This is a genomic window from Rhizobium sp. BK399 (assembly GCF_014194695.1).
Lineage (GTDB): Bacteria > Pseudomonadota > Alphaproteobacteria > Rhizobiales > Rhizobiaceae > Rhizobium.
Genome location: NZ_JACIAH010000021.1, coordinates 38,635 through 60,097 on the forward strand (window position 1 = coordinate 38,635; position 21,463 = coordinate 60,097).

Sequence of the window (21,463 nt, forward strand, 5' to 3'; positions counted from 1 at the left end):
AACGATCCCGCCATTCGATCTCCGCGGCATCGTGTCGTCGGGAAAGCCGACGGCTTTGGCTAGCATGCTCGTGCGTATCGATAAACTGGACTTTCATGCCTGCTCGCGGGATTTCACGGTGCCTCACTACAATTAACTCGCCCTTGAAGCTCGTCGGGCGTAGCAATCTTGGCATTCGACGGCCGACCATGCCCAAGATCAATCAGCTTCGCCGTCAGCTTGGAGGTTCAAATGAACAGATTGATGTTGAGCAGGGCGACCCTTGTCTTGGTGTTCGCGCTCTCCGCGTCCAGCGCCATTCCAACGACATCCTTTGCCGCCAAGAAGTCCGCAGCCGAGCACGAACTCGTCGTGCCGCAGGTCACGTATCATACCGTCGAGATTGACGGCACTAACGTGTTCTATCGCGAGGCTGGGCCAGTCGACGCTCCGGTCGTGCTCCTCCTGCACGGCTTCCCGACGTCGTCGCACATGTTCAGGAATTTGATTCCGATACTTGCTGACAAGTACCATGTAATAGCACCCGACTATCCGGGCTTCGGTCAGAGCGACGCGCCCGACCACACCAAGTTCGACTATACGTTTCAGCATTATGCGGACATTATCGACAGCCTGATGGGCAAGCTGGATGTCAAGCAATACGCGATGTACCTCATGGATTACGGCGCCCCCGTCGGCTATCGGCTCGCGTTGAAGCAACCCGATCGCGTGTCTGCGTTGATTGTCCAGAACGGCAATGCCTACGAGGAAGGCCTCAAGGAATTCTGGGACCCGATCAAGGCATACTGGAAGAACGACACGCCCGAAAACCGCAAAGCTCTGATGGTGCTATTTACGCCTGAAACCACAAAATTCCAGTACACCGATGGGATGAGCGATATCACGCACATCGACCCCGATAACTGGGTGCACGACCAGGCGCTTCTTGATCGTCCCGGAAACAACGACATCCAGTTGGACCTGTTCCACGACTACGGGACCAATGTCCCCCTGTACCCGAAATTCCAGGAGTTCTTTCGCGAGAAGAAGCCGCCGACCCTTATCGTCTGGGGCAAGAACGACAAGATCTTCCCGGCCGACGGAGCCTCGCCGTATCTACGCGACTTGCCCCATGCCGAGATGCACCTCCTCGACACCGGTCATTTCGCGCTGGAAGACAAGCTGCCCGAGATTGCGCCTCTGATCCACAATTTCCTCGATCGGAAGCTCAGCCGACACTAGCTAAAATGTAGGGCGTCTTCTTAAGTGGAGCAGCGTTTTCGAGAAATCGGACCTTCTATGGCGATGACGCCGATTTGAACCGGCTTCTGTAATCTCTGGGTTTCACTCCAAATCTCTTTTCGAATGCTTCATAAAAGGTTGATAATGAAGCGAATCCAGCATCGAAGGCGATATTTGAAACTGGCGACTCAGTCGCGATAAGCAAAGACTGCGCTGTGTCCAGTCTATGGCGTGTAATAGCTTGATTTATTGTCATGCCTACCGATTTTTTGAAAATCGACATTGCGTAGTTTGGATGAAGCGCCGCTGCGTCGCCCACGTCATTCACACTTATTTTTTTATGACAGTTTTCGGCGATGTAACGTAGCATTTGCTCCACCTTGGGGAGGCGGTCAGCATCATGATGATATGGCAGGGCGAGTGCGGAACCCAGATGGCGTAGATCATGCCAGCCCTCGACAGCGATCCGCTTGATGCGAGCTACGAGTTCGTCTCGAACAATCTGTTCTAGTTCAAGATTGCCGCTGAGTAGCTCGTCGCGCCACCGAAGCAGGACCGGGCGGTCATATGCCGTGACGACTTGCGCTTCGATAAGTCCGCCGGCAAAAATCGCATCGCGGAACTCTTGCCTATTGCCGAGATGGATGAGCGCGGACATCGGTACATAAAGGCAGACAAAACTCGTCGGCTCCTTGATGTCGATCACTTGATGCGGAACCATTCCCCAAAACAGGCAAAGCTGGCCGGCTTTTATTTGCAGCAGCCTACCATCGAACCAATAAGTTATCGTACCGTCCAACACGAAGTTCAGCTCAACTTGGCTGTGCATGTGGGGGCCGCTCATGGTCCGCACGTCCAAGCGCTCGCCCGCACAAAATCTGTGATCCCCGAAAACAACAAGTGGATGTCGTGACAATCCATCATGAACAGGTACCGACTCGTCCTCTTTTCGAGTGAATGATGATGAAACCATGAGGGACCTTAGGATTCCGGAAGTGATCTTCGAAAAGTCGGTAGAAACTTACAGGTTTGCTTGCTCATTTGCAATGAACTCGCGTGGGAGAGAAGCGCGAGCGGCTTGCAGTTCAACACCGGGAGGTAAACCATGAAGAAGTTCTTTGGTCTGGGCGCGGTCGCGCTCAGCTATGCGATGGGCGTTTCCGCGGCATTGTCGGGTGAAATCGTGCTCAACTCGGACCACTCCGATCCCGCGCCCAAGAAAGCAATGGAAGAGCTTATCGCCGACTTTCAGTCCAAACATCCAGACATCAAGGTCAAATGGAACAACTTCGACCACGAAGGATATAAGTCTGCGATCCGCAATTTCCTGACGGCTGATGCCCCGGATGTTGTCGCGTGGTACGCAGGAAATCGTATGGAACCGTTTGTAAAGGCCGGTCTCTTCACCGACGTTTCGGATGTTTGGCAAGCCAACGGGCTTGATGACCAACTGAAGTCAGCCGCATCGGCAATGACGATCGATGGAAAAAAGTGGGGCGTCCCATATACCTATTATCAATGGGGTATTTATTACCGCGCAGACATCTTCAAGGACAAGGGTATTGAGCCCCCGAAGGACTGGAGCGAACTTCTTGCCGCTAGCGAGAAACTCAAAGCCGCCGGCGTGACGCCCTTTGCCATAGGCACAAAAGCCCTATGGCCGGCCGGCGGTTGGTTTGACTATCTCGATCTGCGTGTGAACGGTTACGACTTCCATATGAAGTTGACCTCCGGGCAGGTGCCCTACACGGATCCCAAGGTAAAGGCCGTCTTTGAAAAGTGGTCAGAGCTGGTGAAGCCCGGTTATTTCCTCGAAAATCACGCTGCTCTCGACTGGCAGGACGCGATCCCGCAGTTCGTGCAGGGCAAGGCTGCAATGTACCTGATGGGTAACTTCGCAGTGGCTCCAATGAAGGACGGTGGCCTTAAGGAGGATCAAATTGGCTTCCTTCAGTTCCCGACCATCACGGAAGGTCTCCCGGCGGCCGAAGAAGCGCCTACGGACACCTTCCATATTCCGGCGGCTGCGAAAAACAAAGAGGACGCGAAAACCTTCCTTGCGTATCTCGCTACGCCGGAGGCCCAGGCTAAAATGAACGTTACACTTGGCCAACTTCCCGTGAACAACAAGTCACCTCAGCCCGAAGACAAGTTCCTCAAGGCAGGCTTCCAAATGCTATCCGCAGCACAGGGACTTGCGCAGTTCTACGATCGTGACGCGCCAGCAGAGATGGCAAAAGCGGGAATGGAAGGTTTCCAGCAGTTTATGGTTAAGCCAGAGAAGCTCGACGCTATCCTTGCACGCCTGGAGAAAGTCCGGGCTCGCGCCTACAAGTAATAGGAAGGCTGCCGGGTTGGGGTCCGGCAGCCGCACTTCTCAATAAGGACTGTATCGAGATGGGTAGATCGTCTATCAATCAGCAGACGTTTTGGCAGCGAAATCAGCGCGTAATGGCTCCATGGCTGTTTCTTGCTCCCGGTCTGTTGATGTTCGCCATTTATGTAATCATTCCCATCTTTCAGTCAGTCTGGATCAGCTTCTATGATTGGGACGGTCTCGGTCAGAAGACTTGGATCGGTATTGCAAACTATGTGGAGCTTGCCTCAGACGAGGCTTTTTATACCTCGCTAACGAACAACCTCATTTGGCTCGTTCTATATCTTCTTGCCGTGCCAGCAGGGTTAGCCGCGGCAATGTTCCTTAATCAAACCGTAGCTGGAATTAGGATCTACAAGTCTCTATTTTTCTTTCCTTTTGTTATTAGTCAGGTTGTCGTCGGCCTAATCTTCACGTGGTTTTACGCTCCCGACTTCGGACTGCTGTCGGCGCTTATCAAGGCGCTCACGGGCACCGAGGTTGCAATCCTGGCGGATGAGAGGTTCGTAACTTACGGCATCATCGCAGCCGGGCTTTGGCCACAGATCGCCTATTGTATGATCCTTTATCTTACTGGCTTGAACAACATTAACCCCGAGCAAATCGAAGCTGGCCGTATGGACAACGCCTCCGGGTGGAGCCTGTTCTGGTTTATCGTCTTGCCTCAGCTGCGACCTGCAACCTTCATCGCAATAGTTGTGACAGTAATCGGTGCTCTGCGCTCCTTCGATCTCGTCTCCGTCATGACGGCGGGCGGGCCCTATGGTTCCAGCCGCGTTCTCTCGTTTTACATGTATGAACAAGCGCTTTCCGAGTACGGGTTTCGGATGGGATACGGCGCGGCAATTGCAGTCGTTCTTTTCCTTATAATGATGGTGTTCATCACGTTCTTTATCATTCGAATGCTGCGCCAAGAGAGGAACGCCTGATGTTTCCGACACCTGTACAAAAGGCCGGGCGAGGGGCGTCCATCGCTTACCAAGTAGTTCTTCCAATTGCACTGTTGGTGTGGCTTTTACCTCTGATTGGGGTCGCCCTGACGTCCATACGCCCTTCGGGAGATCTTGCTGCGGGCAACTACTTCGGTCTGCCATCAGGATTTGCCGGGGTTGAAAATTACTCAGCTGTTTTCATCAATTCCCCAATAGGGCACTACATCCTCAACTCATTCAAGATGACAATTCCAACGGTTATCGCGGCAGTTGGGCTGTCTTGTCTGTGTGGATTTGCTCTCGCGATCTACAAATTCAAAGGAGGCCTTTTACTTTTCTTTGTTTTTGTGGCCGGCAACTTCATACCGTTCCAAATCTTGATGGTCCCTGTGCGTGACCTGACTTTGAGACTGGGATTGTATGACACTATCACCGGATTGGTGTTGTTTCATGTGGCGTTTCAAACCGGCTTCTGTACGCTTTTCATGCGTAACTTTATCAAGGGACTGCCCTTTGCTCTAATCGAATCTGCCAGGGTGGATGGGGTTTCGGAGTTGAGGATATTCATACATATCGTCCTTCCCTTGATGCGGCCGGCCATCGCAGCTCTCTCCGTTTTGATCTTCACATTTGTTTGGAACGACTATTTTTGGGCTACCGTGCTTATACAGGGTGACGGCGCAATGCCAGTCACCGCCGGGCTTAGCAGCCTTAACGGCCAGTGGGTTGCCGCGTGGCATTTGGTATCTGCTGGATCGATCGTAGCCGCACTGCCGCCTGTTCTTATGTTCTTCTTTATGCAGCGCCATTTCATCGCTGGTCTAACACTCGGAGCGACAAAGGGATGACGAATGTCCATACGATCGAATGCGGGCAGGTTTCACTCGTTATCCGACTACCCGAATTTGGTATGCCCGAAATTATCCATCTTGGCCCGATAGCCGAAGAAATCTCGGCAGTCACCGTTCATCGCGCGAGCCGGGTTAATGGCATGGATATTTCCGTGCCATCTGCTGTCCTTCTGCCAGTAACCGGGATGGGATTCTTCGGATGGCCGGCGATTTCGGGACATAGAGGCGGCAAAGATTTTACCCTGCAGTTCCAAAATTGGCGAATTGCGCGCGACGGGAACGCCCACAGGCTAAACGCCATCGATGCTGTCGCAGGCATAGAGATCTCAATTCTCGTAACCGCTTCACAATGTAGCATACTAACGACATCTACCGAGTTAACCAACAGAGGCAACTCTTCCTACACGCTTGATCGATGCATGGCCGGCAGTTTTCTGGTTTCAGAGGGACCAGGGACGATCACCAGTCTCACAGGAATGTGGGGAAGGGAATTTCAGAAGCGACAAGCTCACCTCAATCCAGGTATTTGGCTGCAGGAAAACCGACGGGGGCGGACGTCCCATGATCGATACCCTACCATCGCGACAAGGGTTGGAAGCGAGGAATTCGTGTTTCACCTTGGCTGGAGTGGAAACCACGTGATCGCGGTGGACACTTTGGATGATGGACGACGGCTGGTCCATCTCGGCGAACTCTTTGAGCCTGGCGAGATTCAATTGGGGCCCGGTGAGAGCTACGTCAGTCCGACTGCCTACGCCGCCAAGAGATCCGAGGATTTGCATTCGTTCGTCAGAACGGAGCTCATAACCTGGCCGGGCGGGGCAATGTCCGAGAGACCAGTGACCCTCAACACGTGGGAAGGAAACTACTTCGATCACAAGATTGCCTCTCTCAGATCGCAGGCGGATGCCGCGGCGGAGCTAGGAATTGAACGGTTCGTTCTCGATGACGGTTGGTTTGGTCAACGAGACGACGACACGACGAGCTTGGGCGACTGGATCGTCGACCGGCGCAAATACCCGTCAGGCCTACGGGAATTGGCTAATCACGTAACCAATCTCGGAATGCAATTTGGAATTTGGTTCGAACCGGAGATGGTCAACCCCGTTTCGACACTCTACCGCGAACATCCAGATTGGGTACTTCACGTTGAAGGACGTCCGCTCCTGTTGTCTAGAAATCAGCTCGTCCTGGATTTGACACGGTCCGAGGTGAGCGAATACCTGTTCCTGACGATGTCGCGTCTCCTTGCAGAACAGCCAATATCCTACATTAAATGGGATATGAACCGCGACTTGACGCATGTCGGCGGCACCGATGGCCGACCTCGGACGTCTGCGCAAACCCACGCTGTCTATCGTCTGATGGATCGCATCCGATCTTCTTTCCCCCGCGTAGAGATCGAGAGCTGCGCATCTGGTGGCGGCAGGATCGACTTCGGCGTACTGGGCAGGGCGCAGCGCGTCTGGACTTCCGACTGCACGGACGCCGTTGACCGTCTCGAAATACAGCGCGGCGCATCTTTACTTTTACCGCCCGAAGTTCTTGGCGCGCACATTTCAGCGTCGCCAAATCATCAGACAGGCAGAATCCTTAGTCTTTCGTTCCGAGCTCTTGTGGCGCTCGGCTACCATCTTGGTGTCGAATTGAACCCACTTGAATTGACCGCGGAAGAGAAGAATGAACTCAAGTCTTGGATATCCCTACATAAGCGCTTAAGGCCGCTACTCCACGGATCAGATGGGGCTAGCAATTTCAGGCAGGAGCCGCTCGATGGGCGTTACGTTTGGGGCGCTACCCGACCGGATTTGGCAGTCGCATTTGTAGCCCAAGGCCCGCAGATGATTAGCGAACAACCACCACCGGTCAAGTTGGCCTTGCAAGGTCCTGCCGGGCGTCTGTGGCGCATTGCGCGGGTCCATCCTCTAACGCCGGAGTTTGTGCGCACTTCTCAAAGTCAGGACGATATGCTCGGAGGAAAAGTTGTGTTCACTGCTGCAACGATAGCTTCCGTCGGCCTCCATTTACCGATGCTAAGACCCGAAAGCGCAATGCTTTTGGAATTTGAAGCTTTAGAGGATTAAAATATGGGCAACGTGACCCTTCAGGGCGTAACAAAGGCTTTCGGTGCTGCGCAAGTGATCAAAGGTGTGAACCTCACCATCGAGGATGGAGAGTTTTGCGTCTTTGTAGGACCCTCAGGCTGCGGGAAGTCAACTCTCCTAAGGATGATTGCCGGGCTCGAGGACATATCCTCCGGCGAACTCAAGATTGACGGGTCGGACATGACGCGGGTCGGATCGGCGCAACGCGGAGTCGCAATGGTCTTTCAGTCATATGCGTTGTACCCCCATATGACCGTAGCTGAGAACATTGGATTTGGTTTGAGAATGACGGGCCACTCCAAGTCCGAAATCAGCACTCGAATACAAGCTGCGGCGGATATGCTCCAACTCTCGAGTTTGCTTGACCGCAAGCCTTCGCAACTCTCTGGTGGCCAGCGGCAGAGAGTGGCGATCGGGAGAGCGATAGTGCGAAACCCGCGAGTCTTCCTTTTTGACGAACCACTTTCAAATTTGGACGCATCGCTTCGTGTACAGATGAGAACTGAGATCAGCCGGCTCCACCAAGACTTGAGAAGCACTATGATCTACGTCACACATGACCAGGTGGAAGCCATGACAATGGCGGATAAAATCGTGGTTTTGCAAAACGGGTTAATCGAGCAGGTAGGTTCGCCCTTGGACCTCTACCACCGGCCGAGAAACGTATTTGTCGCTGGTTTCATCGGTTCACCGAAGATGAACTTCATTCGTGCAGATGCCACATTCTCCCCGGACGCAACCATTGTTTCGCTTCCAGGAGGGGCGCAGGTCACGCTCCCTGCGACGGAATGCCCAACCGGCAGAGCACCGGTCACTTTGGGCATTCGACCGGAGCACCTCAATCAGCAGGGCGAACCAGCGGCATTGTTGAAGGGCCGCATCGTTTTAGCCGAGCACCTTGGTTCGGAAACGATGCTCTATGCTGAACTTGCGAACGGCTCGTCAGTCGCGGTCAAGTCCGATGGTCTGAACGATGCAAAGGCTGGGGACAATATCGATCTCAAATTGACGGCTTCAGCTTGTCATCTTTTCGATGACGAAGGCGTGGCCATTCTGAATGGGGACCTGAGGAAATAATGCTTGGCGTATGCTATTATCCGGAGCACTGGCCCGAAAGCTGGTGGAACACCGACGCTTGCAGGATGAAGGCCTTGGGCATCTCCTTCGTCCGTATCGGAGAATTCGCATGGTCGCGGCTGGAGCCTCGTCGCGGCGAGTTCGAATTCGACTGGATGGAACGTGCGATCGATGCGCTTGCATCGCATGGACTCAAAGTCGTACTTGGCACTCCGACTGCCACCCCCCCAAAATGGCTTATGGACGAGTTCCCGGAAATCGCTCCCATCGATGAACAGGGGAGGGTTCGAGGTTTTGGATCTCGACGGCACTACACCTTCTCGTCGCAGCGTTGGTGGGAGGAGTCTAGGCGCATCGTTGAAGCGGTCACTTCCCGTTTTGGATCGCACCCTGCTGTGGTTGGCTGGCAAACTGACAACGAATACGGTTGTCACGAGACGATATTGTCGTGGGGTCTCGAAGATCTGAAAGCCTATCGCAAGTGGCTCCGTTTGCGCTACCAGTCTACTGAACAACTGAACGAAGCCTGGGGCTCGGTGTTCTGGTCGATGGAAATCCAGAACTTCGAAGATGTTTCACTGCCAAACCTGACTGTGACGGAGGCTAATCCGGCAGCCAGAATGGACTTTTGGCGCTTCCACTCTGATCAAGTCGCGGCATACGACAGTATGCAATGCGAAATCATCCGCAAGAATTCTCCAGGACGTTGGATTACGCACAATTTCATGGGGTTCGTAAACGACTTCGATCATTGGAAAGTCGGGGACAATCTCGATCTCGCGTCATGGGATTCTTATCCAATCGGTTTCGTTGAAAAGTTCCCGTTCAGTGACGCGGAGCGGACACGCTGGGCTGAGACATCTCACCCCGATATTGCCGCGTTCCACCATGACCTGTACCGTGGGGTCGGAAAAGGCAGGTTTTGGATCATGGAGCAACAACCCGGTCCGGTGAATTGGGCTCCCTGGAACCCCATTCCTAAGCCCGGCATGGTGCGACTCTGGACTTGGGAAGGGCTTGCTCACGGAGCGGAAGTCGTAAGCTATTTCCGCTGGCGGCAAGCCCCTTTTGCTCAGGAGCAGATGCATGCGGGGCTGAATTTACCAGGACTGCACGATTTGTCAGCGGGCGGCACTGAAGCAGAGAAGGTAGCACAGGAAATAGCGGTGGTTGGGCCCTTGGGACAGGTGGCCAAGGCTCCCGTTGCAATCGTTTATGACTACGAAACCTATTTTGGAAGCGTCATACAACCGCAGGGGAAAGATTTCCGCTTTGAGGAACTGGCTTTTAGGTGGTACGAGGCGGTGCGCCGGCTTGGGCTGGACGTTGACTTTGTGCGGCCGGGTGAAAGTCTAGTAGGTTACAAGATTGTCCTGGTCCCTTGCCTCATGCATGTCTCAGACGCGGCGGAGTCCGCATTCGACAATGCTGATGGGCAAGTTCTCTTTGGGCCGAGGTCCGGATCTCGTACACGAGAATTCAAGATTCCTGCGAATCTGCCCCCTGGTCCACTCGCAAGTCTAGTCGGGGCAGCAGTGTTGCAAGTCTCGTCCCTGCGGCCTGGTCTGACTTACAACGTCGAAGGGTCGGCGAGCGGCTCCGCCCAGCGGTGGAAAGAGCAACTCGCATGCTCTCCTGACACTGAAGTCCTTTCCAGGTTTTCTGACGGTGACGCTGCGCTTACAAGGAATGGAAATTACCACTATCTTTCCTGCTGGCCTGACGAACAACTCTTGTCTGAGGTCGTGCTTCTCTTGGCAGGAAAAGCAAACGTGCAAACGTTTGAACTACCAGAGTCTATCAGGATGAGGCGTCGGGGAGAGGTGACGTTCGCTTTTAACTATGGCTCGGAGACGTGGAATCTTCCCTTCGAAGGTGAGTTCATCCTTGGAGGAAAGGCCGTGCTGCCTCAATCGCTGGCGGCGTATCGCTGAGTCTTAGAGCTGCGCAATCGATGGCGGATTGTGCGGCTCGTATGTCGTTCAACGGTAGCGGGACTACTCACTAACTCCACGATCGGCCAATGCCATGTCAATTATGGAGAGGTATAGTTTTCTCACGGTCGGCGACGTTTCCCGACGCTATCGGTGGAAACGGCGCTAGCACCGAGGCGAGCTTTTCCTGCGGCTCCAGAAAAGAGCAAGTTTTGGTATGGGCTTTGCGGGTTAACGTGGAATGTGTCGACCAAATAAATCGCTTATCTGTCGGTGTTGCGCTGCCCTCCGTCCGCAGCCTTAACAGCACGAATACGTGAGTGATCCGAGCCAGCTGTGCGCACGTAGCAATTCGCCAGTCGCGCAATTAGGAGCGGTCAATGCCCAGACCTAAGTCAGCACAAGCCGTCGACCTAGAGGTCGGAGGAAAAATTCGAGAGCGTCGTAGGGCTCTGGGAATGTCTCAGTTTTCTCTGGCGGAGATAGTGGGAATAGCTTCCAAACAGATTCAGAAATACGAACAGGGGGTCAGCCAAATAGGGAGCGGTCGACTGTCTGAGATTGCTGCTGCCCTCAATGTACCGATTTCGTATTTCTTTCCGGAACCTAGCACACGCAGAGATTTCAACGGTATTGAGTTTGTTAGTGGTATCAATTCGAAAGAGGGGATGGAACTCAATATCGCTTTTTCGAAAATCCCAAGCCAAAAGACGAGGTCCGCAATAATCGAGCTTTTGCGAGCATACGTCGTGCGTTCGACGCCTCGTCCAGTTGCAAGGCACATGTCCGATCGCGTCAACGCGAATGTGCCCCGTGCAACCGTCAACGTTCCCGACGGGGTTGAACCCGGTGAACAAAACGCTGGTGCGCAACGGCAATGAGATGATGTCGGTTTCTCAGACCCAAGTCGGAAACCCTCGGCGGGGCACGGGCGGCTTGGTGACAAACGTTTCCCCTTGCCGGAGGCCGTGGCCACCGGTGGACGGGAAGCCCGGTCCTTTAGGGCCGGAGTGTACCCCTAACCTTGAGCGGCTTCTTGTTTGGGGCGGCGGCTTGCCAATCAAACGTGAGGGTGTCGTCGCCGGAGGCATCGGACCGTAGGGGCACAGGACTTCGAGGACGTGGCGTGTGCTCAAGCGGCGTTGAACAAGGAGTAGGTGAGGCCTGCTATGCGCAGACCATCCTCATAATCGTTTCGACGTTGAAAGCGACTCGTTGATCGAGCGCGTCCTTGTCCATCAGGTCCCGTTCGTAGATGATGGACCCGGTGAAGCGGTTGGTGAGGTAGTAGTATCCGATCGCAGCGATGGTTATGTTGAGCTGCACTGGATCGATGCCCTTGCGGAATACTCCGGCTTCGACGCCGCGATCGAGGATTCCGGTTACGAGGCTGACGAGCTTGCGGTTGGTAGCCTTGATGACTTGCGAGCCTTTCAGGTGCTTTGCGCGATGGAGGTTGGCGCTGTTGACTAGGGTGATAAACTCCGGGTGCTTGAGGTAGTAGCCCCAGGTGAACCTGACGAAAGTTTCGAGGGCTTCCTTGGGATCCAGAGCCTCGAGGTTGAGTTTCTGCTCCGCGGTTCGGATATCGACATAAGCCTGCTCCAGAACCATCTGGAAGAGCTTATCCTTGCTCTCGAAGTAATGGTACAACATGCGCTTGTTGTTGAGCGATCGCTCCGCGATCACATCAACTCGTGCTCCGGCGAGGCCGTTGCGGGCGAATTCCTTTTTGGCGGCCTCCAGAATGCGCGCCTTTGTCGCTTCCGCGTCCCGCGGGGGTTTGACCGTCTTTGCTGTTTTCGTTTTCGTATCCAATGCTTCGTCTCCGAGAGAATGATGCAACCAGACGTCAATATACACGAACCAGTTGGTGCATAAAAGTAGACGGGCGTCAACAGTTTGGACTTGACGAACACCCCCACTACCAAGTAACTGGTTAGTGCGTTTCGAGGAAAAGCTTCGATGGCCAGCGTCTCGAGAACGGCGCGCCGGCGGCTTCTCAACGACGTATTTTTGACCGTAACGGGAGGAAAGTCATGTCGACCTTTATCAAGGACTTCATCGAACGCGAGATGGTCTCGCGCCGCAATTTCATGCTCGCTTCCGCAGTTGGGGCCGGGGCACTTATGGTGCCCGGTCTTGGTGGTGCCGCCCGCGCCGCAATCAGCGACCCGGCGATCGGCTGGAGCTACCGTGACCGCGCGAACGCTTATTGGAACGCTATCGTCTCCGGCGGCGAAGCGTTCGTCGAATCCATCGGAAAGCAGAAGGGCGATCTTGTGAGCCTGATCAACGAAGGTTCGTCAGAAAAGTCACTCGCGGATATCAAGGCGTTCCTCGCCAAGAACAACGGCAAATGCGCTATCGCTTGCGACGCCAACGACAGCCCCAATGCACGTCCCGTCGTCGAGGCCGTCAAGGCGGCCGGTGGTTACATTTCGACGATCTGGAATAAGACAGACGACCTGCATCCTTGGGATTTCGGCGACAACTACGTGAGCCACATGACATGGTCCGACATCGAGCCGGCGTCCCAGACGGCGAAGATCCTCTTTGAAGCGATTGGAGGCGAAGGTGGCGTCGTCCACCTCGGCGGCATCGCGGCGAACAATCCTGCCATCGAGCGTTTGGCTGGCCTCAAGAAAGCGGCTGCGGAATACCCGAAGATCGAGATCCTCGACGCGCAGCCGGCCGACTGGGACACCCAGAAGGCGGCCGCACTCATGTCGTCCTTCCTGACCCGCTACGGCGACAAGATCAAGGGCGTGCATTGCGCGAATGACAACATCGCCTACGGCGTCATCGAGGCGCTGCGTGCCGAGGGTATCGACGACATGCCGATCGTTTCCTACGATGGCAATCCGGACGCCGTGAAGCTCGTCATGGAAGGGAAACTGCTCGCGACGGTGTTCACCAATCCTCATTGGGGTGGTGGCATTTCCGCCGCGCTCGCATACTACGCTGCCACCGGCGCGTTCAAGCCGTCGGAAGAGCCTAAGGAACATCGCGAGTTCTACGGCCCGACGATCCTGATCACCCAGAAGGACGCTGCCGACTTCAAGACAAAGTACATGGACCAGACGCCGAAATACGACTGGAAAGACTTCTGGACCCCGACCAAGGGCCAGATCAAGTACAGCGGCTGATAAGGGTTGGCTGCGCGCGCTGGGAGTGGGTGCGCAGCCTTAGTTCTTGGATAGAGGTGGAGGAGCGGTCGATGGTATCGGTATCGCGAGAGAACTTTATTAAGTGGGCGCCCCTGCTGGTGCTCGTAGCCCTTGTGATCCTGTTCACAGCCATCAATCCAACGTTCTTCTCCGTCCGGAACTTTTCACGTATTGCCGTTGCGGCGGCCCCCGCGTTGATGGTCGCCGTCGGCGTTACGTTCATCATCGTTATGGGGTCGATAGACCTGTCCATGGAAGGAGCGGTGACACTCACCGCCGTGCTGTTCGCCTACATTTTCGCGGCCTTGGGTGGATCGCTCGCCGGACTTGGCTGGATTGCCATCCCATTGGCGCTGCTGATCGGCGGGCTGATTGGAATCGTGAACGGCCTCGTGCATGTACGCCTTCGAATACCGTCTTTCATGGCAAGTCTTGCCATGGGCTTTATAGGGACCGGTGCCGGCATCCTTCTGACCGGGGGCGATATAGTGAAGGTGTCCGATCCCATCTTCCGCGGTATGCTGACCGTTCGCTTCCTCGGCTTTCCGATCATGGTATACGTCGCGTTGCTCGGTCTTCTGGTAGCCGGGTTCATCGAGCGCTACACGATCCTCGGCCGAAACTTCTATGCGGTGGGCGGCGGCGAGGACCTTGCTCATGCTTCAGGCGTCAACGTGGGAAGGGTACGCATCCTGGGCTTTGGCTTGGCTGGGCTCTTTTACGCGTTGGCAGCGATCTTGGTCGTTGGCCGCATCGGTCAGGCGGAGTCGATCACGGGCGCTAACTTCATGTTCGTATCAATCACTTCGGTAGTGGTAGGCGGCGTCGCGCTGTGGGGCGGAATAGGCGGCGTCTGGAACGCGCTGGTTGGCGTTCTAATCGTCGGGGTGATCAACAACGGCATGGTCGTTATCGGGTTGCCCGATTTCATGCAGCAGGGCGTGCTGGGGGCTCTCGTCATCCTATCGGTCGTGCTTTCCACCGACCGCTACTCGATCTCCTTCGTGAAGTGAGGCTGTCATGTTTCAGTTGAAAGCAGTCGACAAGCGGTTTCCCGGCGTACATGCGCTCAAGGCCGTCAACTTCGAGATCGGGCGCGGCGAGATTGTCGGCCTCGTCGGCGAGAACGGCGCAGGCAAATCGAGCCTGATGAAGGTGATCTACGGCGCCTACCAACCCGACTCCGGCCACGTGACCATCAACGGCAAGGCGGTGCGGTTCGCCAACCCGCGCCAGGCCATGGAACACGGCATCGGCATGGTCTTCCAGGAACAGTCTCTCATCTCCAATCTGAGCGTGATGGAGAACATCTTCCTTGGCTACGAGGCGCAGTTCACAAGGGCGGGCGTGGTCAACTGGCGGGCGATGGCGGAAGCGGCGCGGTTTCAGCTGGCGAAAGTAAAACTAGATATCGATCCAGCGACCACGACGTCTAAGCTTTCGTTCGCGCAGCGACAGCTGGTCGAACTTGCAAAGGTACTGACGCTCGAGGAGCGCGTAAAGGGCGACCTCATCATCCTGCTCGACGAGCCGACTTCCGTACTGAGCCAGGAAGAGGTGAAGCTGCTCTTCAAGCTCGTACGCGAGCTGACCACACGCGCCTCCTTCATTTTCGTCTCCCATCGTATGGACGAAGTCATGGAGTTGAGTAACCGCGTCTACGTCATGAAGGACGGCCACGTTGTGGACGTGGTCAAGAGCGGCGACGCGGACGTAGACGCCATCCAGCACAAGATGGTCGGACGCAATATCGATCGCGAATACTATCGCGAGACAAAGCAGGTGCCGTACGACGCGTCAAAGGTCCTCGTTGAACTTGACAACGTTTCGCTGCCCGGAAAAGTCCGTGACGTATCGCTCAAGGTACACGCCGGCGAAGTCGTCTGCCTGGTCGGTACGGAGGGTTCGGGACGCGAAGGCATCATGAGGGCGATCTACGGGATGCTGTCTCCGACCAAGGGGCGGTTGAGAATCAAAGGAAAGTCGCCATCCCGATTCAACCCAATGCGCGCGGTCGCCATGGGCCTCGGTTACGTTCCGAGGGAGCGCAAGGTCGAGGGCATCGTCGCCGGGATGAACGTGTACGAGAACATGACTCTCTCGCAACTCGGACGCAGGTCCAACGCGGGCGTCATGAGGGTTGGGGAGGAGCGATCGCTTGCGCGCGACTGGATCCGGAAGCTGTCTATCAAGGCGCATTCCGAATATGCCGACTGCGGCAATCTATCGGGCGGGAACCAGCAGAAGGTGGTGCTGGCAAAGTGGAGGTCAGGCGGATCGGATATCATGCTGCTCGATCACCCCACGCGCGGGCTCGACATTGGCGCAAAGGAGGACGTGTACGAGATGGTCCGGGATATGTCATCCCAAGGCGTCGGTATCGTGCTCGTTGCAGACACTTTGGAGGAAGCAATCGGTCTTGCCCACACGATCGTCGTCATCAAGGACGGGCGCGTGACGAAGTCGTTCCCGTATCAGACAGATTCGAAGCCCTCGCTCTTCGACCTTCTGCATTACATGATCTGAGGTCTCGAAATGAACATGAACCGGCTAAAACCTCATCTCCCTTGGATTACGCTCGTGGCGCTTCTTGCGATCGTCGGGATACCAAACCCGGACTTCCTGAGACTCACGAACCTGCTGGAACTCGCGGGCGACATCGTGCCCCTGTTTATAATGGCGCTTGGACTGACCTTCGCGATCTACATCGGCGGGATTGACCTGTCGGCGCAATCGATGGCGAACATGGTAACCGTCATCGCCTCCGTCTACCTGGCAAGCCTTGGTGCATGGGTTGGCGTCCTCTGCATAGCCTGTGGGTTCGTGCTTGGCATGATTTCCGGGTATGCGACAACGCGCCTCTTCGTGCCCTCGTTCATCAGCACGCTTGCAGTTGGTGGTCTCGCGTTCTCGGTAGCCCAGTGGCTGTCGGGTCAACGAGCGCTTAACATGGATGCGACGCAGCGAGACGAGACTTTCGGCTGGATGATCGGTCATGTCGGAATTGTTCCAAACGAGCTTTTCATAGCTGCTGGTCTCCTTCTGACCTGCCTGTTCATCGAGCGCCGCACGCGGCTTGGCCGGGTGTTCAAGGCAGTAGGGGCGGGTGAACCTGCTGCTGCGGCATCGGGCGTCGACGTTGGTTTCTACAAGATCCTCGCTTTTGCGATATCAGGGGGATTTGCAGCCATCGCAGGTCTGCTCTTTGCGGTGAAGCTGTCGGGAGGCGCGCCTACTATCGCCAACGGCTTCCTTCTCCCCGCGATCGTAGCGGTTCTGGTGGGCGGCACACCACTCACAGGCGGAGTCGGAGGCGTTCTCAACACGGCGATCGGCGCGATGATCGTTGCCGTAATTCGCTCCTCGATGCTCTACTTCGGCATCGAAGCCACGCAGCAGCAGATGGTCTTTGGCCTCGTTCTGATCATAGCGATTGCCCTGACGATCGACCGGTCCAAGCTGAAGACGGTGAAGTGAGATGGATGCGGGTGAAACCATGAGAGCCGCGGTTCTGGTCGAGCCTGGGCGCTTCGAACTGCGCGACGTGCCGGTTCCGCCGATCGGCCGCGAGGACGTTCTCGTCAAGGTCGCCCAGGTAGGGATATGCGGGACCGACATTCACATGTTCCACGGGCGTTACGCGGCCGAAGCCCTTCCGATGATCCCCGGACATGAGTTCTGCGGGTTCGTAGCGGAGAAAGGTGAGGGCGTCCGGAACTTGGAAATCGGCCAGTCAGTGGTTGCGGACATCAACATCGGCTGCGGGGCATGCTACTGGTGTCGTCGCAACGAAATCCTCAACTGTTCCGAAGTCGAGCAGATCGGGATAAGCCGAGATGGCGCCTTTGCAGAATACGTGGCAGTTCCGGCCAGGCTGGTAATCCCAGCACCTGAAGACGTACCGCCGGAAGCCCTTGCTCTCACCGAGCCCGTCGGGTGCGTCGTCAGAGCAGCCAAGAAAGCTGGCGTCGGCATCGGCGACTCCGTCGTAGTGCTCGGCGCGGGTCCTGTTGGGAATCTTCATGTCCAGATGATGCGGCTGGTTGGGGCCGCACCCATCGTTGTCTTCGATCTCTCGTCCGAACGTTGCGCGGCCGCGCTTGAGGCCGGCGCCGACGTCGCGATCTCAGACCCGGCACTCCTGAAGGGCGAAGTCTTTCGGGCGACCCGCGGCATCGGAGCCGACTTCGTCATCGAGAGTGTCGGCTTGCCCAAGCTTTACGAGCTCGCTTTCGACCTCATTCGAAAGGGCGGTCACGTGGCCTTCTTTGGCATCACCGGGCCTCAGGACAAAGTTGCTCTTCCAATTCTCACAACAGTGCTTGAGGAAAACGGCCTGAAGGGCTCGGTGGCGGCGATGGGAGAAGACATGCATCAGGCGCTAAAGCTGCTGGCAAGCGGACGTTTCGATCTGAGGCGCTTTACAGGCGCGGTATTTCCGATCGGCCAGATACAGGAAGCTTTCGAGAGCCTGCCGACAAGAATTCACGATCTTAAAACCCAGCTCCAAGTGGCATAAGTAACGTTCTGATAAATCTAGCTCGCCGTTAAGCGATGAAATAGACGATGGAGGAAATAATGGACCAGCTTGCACCAAGGCACCGCCTTCCGGCCGAACCAAAAGAATTCGGCTATTTCATCGATGGCCAATGGAAAGGCCGAGACGAGCGGTTCGAACGGGCCTCGCCCGGCCACGGCGTTCCCGTATCGCGTACCGTACGATGCACCGTCGAAGACCTGAACGATGCCGTTGCCGCGGCTCGGAGAGCTTTCGAAAACGGATCGTGGGCGGACATTTCCGGCGCTGAACGCGCTGGCGTCCTTCTTCGCGCAGCGGAAATCATGAAGCGGCGCCGCGAAGAGGTAGCGTACTGGGAGGTGCTGGAAAACGGCAAGCCTATCTCTCAGGCGCTTGGCGAAATCGATCACTGCATCGCATGCTTCGAGACGGGGGCAGGTGCCGCACGCGCGCTCCACGGAGACAGCTTCAACAATCTCGGAAAGAACCTGTTTGGGATGGTCTTGCGCGAGCCGATCGGTGTCGTGGGTCTTATAACGCCGTGGAACTTCCCCTTCCTGATCCTTTGCGAGCGCGTTCCGTTCATTCTTGCATCCGGCTGCACTCTTGTCGTGAAGCCCTCCGAGGTGACCAGCGTCACGACGCTTCTCCTTGCGGAGATCCTCGACGAGGCCGGGCTGCCGCGCGGCGCCTACAACGTCATCACGGGTTCGGGACGGACGATCGGTCAGGCGATGACGGAACACTCCGACATCGACATGATCTCTTTCACGGGGTCGACCACGGTCGGTCGTGCCTGCGTCCATGCGGCTGCAGACTCCAACTTCAAGAAGCTTGGTCTGGAACTTGGTGGCAAGAACCCGATCATCGTTTTTGCCGATGCAGATCTTGAATCTGCCGCCGACGCTGCTGCGTTCGGAATCTCTTTCAACACGGGCCAGTGCTGCGTCTCGTCCAGCCGGCTTATCGTGGAGGCCAAGGTCGCCCAGGAGTTTGAGGAACTGCTAGCCGCGAAGATGAAGAAGATCATTGTCGGCGATCCTCTGGATCCGGCCACGCAAGTTGGCGCGATCACCACTGAAGCGCAGAACAAGACGATCCTCGACTACATCGAAAAGGGAAGGTCCGCCGGCGCCAAGGTGTTGGTGGGAGGCGCGGTGTTCGACCATGAAGGCGGACAGTACATTCAGCCGACCCTATTCAGCGGCGTAAGCCGGGACATGCAGATTGCGACGGACGAAATTTTCGGGCCGGTGCTGTCCAGCTTTACCTTTGAAACTGTGGACGAGGCGGTTCAGATCGCCAACGACACGGTCTACGGATTGGCCGCAAGTCTTTGGACGTCGGACGTCAGCAAGGCGCTCAGTGTCACACGTCGCGTAAAGGCGGGCCGCTTCTGGGTCAATACCATCATGGCAGGCGGACCGGAGATGCCGCTCGGCGGCTTCAAGCAGTCCGGCTGGGGACGCGAGGCCGGGATCTACGGCGTCGAAGAGTACACGCAGATCAAATCCGTCCATGTCGACCTGGCAAAGCGCCAGCCCTGGATTTCATGATGGATAAGGTGTTCGATTACATCGTCGTCGGAGGCGGTTCGGCAGGCTGCGTTCTTGCGACCCGGCTTTCCGAAGATCCTTCGGCAACCGTGTGTTTGATCGAGGCGGGCGACCGTGACAAGAACCCGCTCATTCACATGCCGGTGGGCTTTGCGAAAATGACGACGGGACCCCTCACGTGGGGTCTCGAAACCGTACCGCAAAAACATGCGATGAATCGTGTCATACCCTACGCCCAGGCGAAGGTCTTGGGTGGAGGTTCGTCGATCAACGCGGAAGTCTACACTCGCGGCCATCCCTCAGACTACGACCGTTGGGAGCAGGAGGGGGCCGAGGGTTGGAACTTCAGCCAGATCCAAAAGTACTTTTTGAAGGCAGAAGGCAACGCCGTGTTCTCCGGTCCGCTCCACGGAGCAGATGGACCGCTGGGTGTATCGAACATCCCCGAACCGAATATCCTGACGAAGGCTTTCGCAAGAAGCTGCCAGGAGTATGGGATCCCCTATAACCCGGACTTCAATGGAGAGCGTCAGGATGGGTCGGGGATCTATCAGATAACAACCCGCAACAATCGTCGTTGCTCCGCCGCTGTCGGTTACCTCAAGCCAGTTCTTGATCGTACCAACCTCAAGCTCGTCACAAACGCCTTTGTCCTGCGAATTCTGTTTGAGGGAAGCCGCGCGGTAGGTATCGAATACCTGCTGAACGGCCGGACGCATGTTGCAAGAGCCAGTTCCGAGGTGATCCTGACCGCCGGAGCAATCGGTACCCCCAAGCTATTGATGCAATCCGGCGTGGGAGCGGCCGACCATCTGAGATCGGTAGGCGTCACTGTCGTCCATGATCTGCCCGGCGTGGGCCAGAATCTCAGCGACCACTTCGGGGTAGACATCGTCGCCGAGATCAAAACCCGTGACAGTCTGGACAAGTACAATGCTCTGCCGTGGATGATGTGGGCCGGCCTGCAGTACGCTCTCTTCAACTCCGGCCCGGTGACTTCAAATGTGGTCGAGGGCGGCGCCTTCTGGTTCGGCGACAAATCGGAGACGCGACCTGATCTGCAATTTCACTTCCTAGCGGGGGCCGGCGCCGAGGCCGGTGTTCCCTCGGTACCAAAGGGTTCGTCCGGCGTCACACTCAACAGCTACGTACTCCGGCCGAAATCCCGTGGCAGCGTAACCCTCCGATCTGCCGACCCTCGCGATCTACCGCTTGTCGATCCCAACTATCTTGCGGACCCTGAAGACCTTCGCATCGCAGTCGAGGGCGTGAAGATTAGTTGCGAGATCATGCGCCAGCCGTCGCTTCAAAAGTTCGTTAGGGTAGTGCGCTTCCCGGACGATAGCATCAAGACTCAGGCAGACTTCGAAAACTATACGCGGCGCTTCGGCCGTACGTCCTACCATCCCACATGCACTTGCAAGATGGGGGTAGATCAGATGTCCGTTGTCGATCCCAAGCTTCGCATCCACGGATTGGAGGGAATCCGTGTCTGCGACAGCTCCGCTATGCCTTCTCTGGTGGGATCGAACACCAATGCGCCGACGATCATGATTGCGGAACGGGCTTCGGACTTGATACGCGGCAACCGATGAACTTCGTAGCCGGCGGCCCGTTGCCGCCGGCTACCTTACGCGCGACCACCTGCGCAATAACACCGACTCAGCACGCCAACGCCGGAGCGCGCTACGATGGACGTCCCATTATTTGGCGCGCACCCC

Annotated in this window: 17 protein-coding genes; 15 read left to right on the plus strand and 2 right to left on the minus strand. The window is 56.2% G+C overall.

Annotation, left to right across the window (positions count from 1 at the left end):
- The first annotated feature begins 231 nt into the window (after positions 1-231).
- Positions 232-1,221, plus strand: a complete 990-nt coding sequence (locus FHT97_RS27340) for an alpha/beta hydrolase (RefSeq protein ID WP_183758925.1) — start codon at positions 232-234, stop codon at positions 1,219-1,221.
- Between the two features lie 55 nt (positions 1,222-1,276).
- On the opposite strand, the gene FHT97_RS27345 is transcribed toward FHT97_RS27340, so the two are convergent.
- Positions 1,277-2,194, minus strand: coding sequence for a helix-turn-helix domain-containing protein (locus tag FHT97_RS27345; protein ID WP_183758927.1), 918 nt, complete (start codon positions 2,192-2,194; stop codon positions 1,277-1,279).
- Positions 2,195-2,326: 132 nt separating this feature from the next.
- On the opposite strand from FHT97_RS27345, the gene FHT97_RS27350 reads away from it, so the two are divergent.
- The 7 genes from FHT97_RS27350 (at position 2,327) to FHT97_RS27380 (ending at position 11,378) form a co-directional block, all read left to right on the plus strand.
- The gene (locus FHT97_RS27350) at positions 2,327-3,559 is read left to right on the plus strand and encodes an extracellular solute-binding protein (RefSeq protein ID WP_183758929.1); all 1,233 of its coding nucleotides are present in this window, start codon (positions 2,327-2,329) and stop codon (positions 3,557-3,559) included.
- Between the two features lie 59 nt (positions 3,560-3,618).
- On the plus strand, positions 3,619-4,527 hold the full coding sequence (locus FHT97_RS27355) for a sugar ABC transporter permease (protein WP_183758931.1): 909 nt from the start codon (positions 3,619-3,621) through the stop codon (positions 4,525-4,527).
- The gene (locus FHT97_RS27360) at positions 4,527-5,378 is read left to right on the plus strand and encodes a carbohydrate ABC transporter permease (protein ID WP_183758933.1); all 852 of its coding nucleotides are present in this window, start codon (positions 4,527-4,529) and stop codon (positions 5,376-5,378) included. The genes FHT97_RS27355 and FHT97_RS27360 overlap by 1 nt, the downstream gene beginning before the upstream one ends.
- Positions 5,375-7,465 carry an alpha-galactosidase gene (locus FHT97_RS27365; RefSeq protein ID WP_183864794.1) on the plus strand — a complete coding sequence of 697 codons (2,091 nt, stop codon included), beginning with the start codon at positions 5,375-5,377 and terminating at the stop codon, positions 7,463-7,465. Before FHT97_RS27360 ends, FHT97_RS27365 begins: the two co-directional genes overlap by 4 nt.
- Positions 7,466-7,468: 3 nt before the next feature.
- On the plus strand, positions 7,469-8,563 hold the full coding sequence (gene ugpC, locus FHT97_RS27370) for a sn-glycerol-3-phosphate ABC transporter ATP-binding protein UgpC (RefSeq protein WP_183864795.1): 1,095 nt from the start codon (positions 7,469-7,471) through the stop codon (positions 8,561-8,563).
- Positions 8,563-10,497: a beta-galactosidase gene (locus tag FHT97_RS27375; RefSeq protein ID WP_183864796.1), complete on the plus strand. Its 1,935-nt coding sequence runs from the start codon at positions 8,563-8,565 to the stop codon at positions 10,495-10,497. Before ugpC ends, FHT97_RS27375 begins: the two co-directional genes overlap by 1 nt.
- A 380-nt stretch (positions 10,498-10,877) precedes the next feature.
- Positions 10,878-11,378 carry a helix-turn-helix transcriptional regulator gene (locus FHT97_RS27380; RefSeq protein ID WP_183864797.1) on the plus strand — a complete coding sequence of 167 codons (501 nt, stop codon included), beginning with the start codon at positions 10,878-10,880 and terminating at the stop codon, positions 11,376-11,378.
- A gap of 286 nt (positions 11,379-11,664) precedes the next feature.
- On the opposite strand, the gene FHT97_RS27385 is transcribed toward FHT97_RS27380, so the two are convergent.
- Positions 11,665-12,315, minus strand: a complete 651-nt coding sequence (locus FHT97_RS27385; RefSeq protein ID WP_183864798.1) for a TetR/AcrR family transcriptional regulator — start codon at positions 12,313-12,315, stop codon at positions 11,665-11,667.
- Positions 12,316-12,536: 221 nt separating this feature from the next.
- Here FHT97_RS27385 and FHT97_RS27390 point away from each other — a divergent pair, with 221 nt between their 5' ends.
- The 7 genes from FHT97_RS27390 to FHT97_RS27420 all read left to right on the plus strand — a co-directional run bounded on the left by FHT97_RS27390 (position 12,537) and on the right by FHT97_RS27420 (position 21,337).
- Positions 12,537-13,646, plus strand: coding sequence for a substrate-binding domain-containing protein (locus FHT97_RS27390; protein WP_183864799.1), 1,110 nt, complete (start codon positions 12,537-12,539; stop codon positions 13,644-13,646).
- Positions 13,647-13,717: 71 nt separating this feature from the next.
- Positions 13,718-14,680 (plus strand): ABC transporter permease, encoded by a 963-nt coding sequence (locus FHT97_RS27395; RefSeq protein WP_183864800.1) that lies wholly within the window; start codon positions 13,718-13,720, stop codon positions 14,678-14,680.
- Between the two features lie 7 nt (positions 14,681-14,687).
- Entirely contained in the window at positions 14,688-16,193 is a 1,506-nt protein-coding gene (locus FHT97_RS27400; RefSeq protein WP_183864801.1) for a sugar ABC transporter ATP-binding protein, read from the plus strand.
- A 15-nt stretch (positions 16,194-16,208) separates the two neighbouring features.
- Complete coding sequence (locus FHT97_RS27405; protein ID WP_246712807.1) at positions 16,209-17,144, plus strand: ABC transporter permease; 936 nt, start codon at positions 16,209-16,211, stop codon at positions 17,142-17,144.
- Between the two features lie 19 nt (positions 17,145-17,163).
- Positions 17,164-18,186, plus strand: a complete 1,023-nt coding sequence (locus FHT97_RS27410) for an alcohol dehydrogenase catalytic domain-containing protein (protein ID WP_183864803.1) — start codon at positions 17,164-17,166, stop codon at positions 18,184-18,186.
- A gap of 59 nt (positions 18,187-18,245) precedes the next feature.
- The gene (locus FHT97_RS27415; protein WP_183864804.1) at positions 18,246-19,742 is read left to right on the plus strand and encodes an aldehyde dehydrogenase family protein; all 1,497 of its coding nucleotides are present in this window, start codon (positions 18,246-18,248) and stop codon (positions 19,740-19,742) included.
- Complete coding sequence (locus FHT97_RS27420) at positions 19,742-21,337, plus strand: GMC family oxidoreductase N-terminal domain-containing protein (RefSeq protein WP_183864821.1); 1,596 nt, start codon at positions 19,742-19,744, stop codon at positions 21,335-21,337. The genes FHT97_RS27415 and FHT97_RS27420 overlap by 1 nt, the downstream gene beginning before the upstream one ends.
- Positions 21,338-21,463: the final 126 nt, after the last annotated feature.

Coding starts and splice junctions, on each gene's coding strand:
- FHT97_RS27340 (WP_183758925.1), top strand. CDS start 232: ATGAACAGATTGATGTTGAGCAGGGCGACCCTTGTCTTGGTGTTCGCG.
- FHT97_RS27345 (WP_183758927.1), bottom strand. CDS start 2,194: ATGGTTTCATCATCATTCACTCGAAAAGAGGACGAGTCGGTACCTGTT.
- FHT97_RS27350 (WP_183758929.1), top strand. CDS start 2,327: ATGAAGAAGTTCTTTGGTCTGGGCGCGGTCGCGCTCAGCTATGCGATG.
- FHT97_RS27355 (WP_183758931.1), top strand. CDS start 3,619: ATGGGTAGATCGTCTATCAATCAGCAGACGTTTTGGCAGCGAAATCAG.
- FHT97_RS27360 (WP_183758933.1), top strand. CDS start 4,527: ATGTTTCCGACACCTGTACAAAAGGCCGGGCGAGGGGCGTCCATCGCT.
- FHT97_RS27365 (WP_183864794.1), top strand. CDS start 5,375: ATGACGAATGTCCATACGATCGAATGCGGGCAGGTTTCACTCGTTATC.
- ugpC (WP_183864795.1), top strand. CDS start 7,469: ATGGGCAACGTGACCCTTCAGGGCGTAACAAAGGCTTTCGGTGCTGCG.
- FHT97_RS27375 (WP_183864796.1), top strand. CDS start 8,563: ATGCTTGGCGTATGCTATTATCCGGAGCACTGGCCCGAAAGCTGGTGG.
- FHT97_RS27380 (WP_183864797.1), top strand. CDS start 10,878: ATGCCCAGACCTAAGTCAGCACAAGCCGTCGACCTAGAGGTCGGAGGA.
- FHT97_RS27390 (WP_183864799.1), top strand. CDS start 12,537: ATGTCGACCTTTATCAAGGACTTCATCGAACGCGAGATGGTCTCGCGC.
- FHT97_RS27395 (WP_183864800.1), top strand. CDS start 13,718: ATGGTATCGGTATCGCGAGAGAACTTTATTAAGTGGGCGCCCCTGCTG.
- FHT97_RS27400 (WP_183864801.1), top strand. CDS start 14,688: ATGTTTCAGTTGAAAGCAGTCGACAAGCGGTTTCCCGGCGTACATGCG.
- FHT97_RS27405 (WP_246712807.1), top strand. CDS start 16,209: ATGAACCGGCTAAAACCTCATCTCCCTTGGATTACGCTCGTGGCGCTT.
- FHT97_RS27410 (WP_183864803.1), top strand. CDS start 17,164: ATGAGAGCCGCGGTTCTGGTCGAGCCTGGGCGCTTCGAACTGCGCGAC.
- FHT97_RS27415 (WP_183864804.1), top strand. CDS start 18,246: ATGGACCAGCTTGCACCAAGGCACCGCCTTCCGGCCGAACCAAAAGAA.
- FHT97_RS27420 (WP_183864821.1), top strand. CDS start 19,742: ATGGATAAGGTGTTCGATTACATCGTCGTCGGAGGCGGTTCGGCAGGC.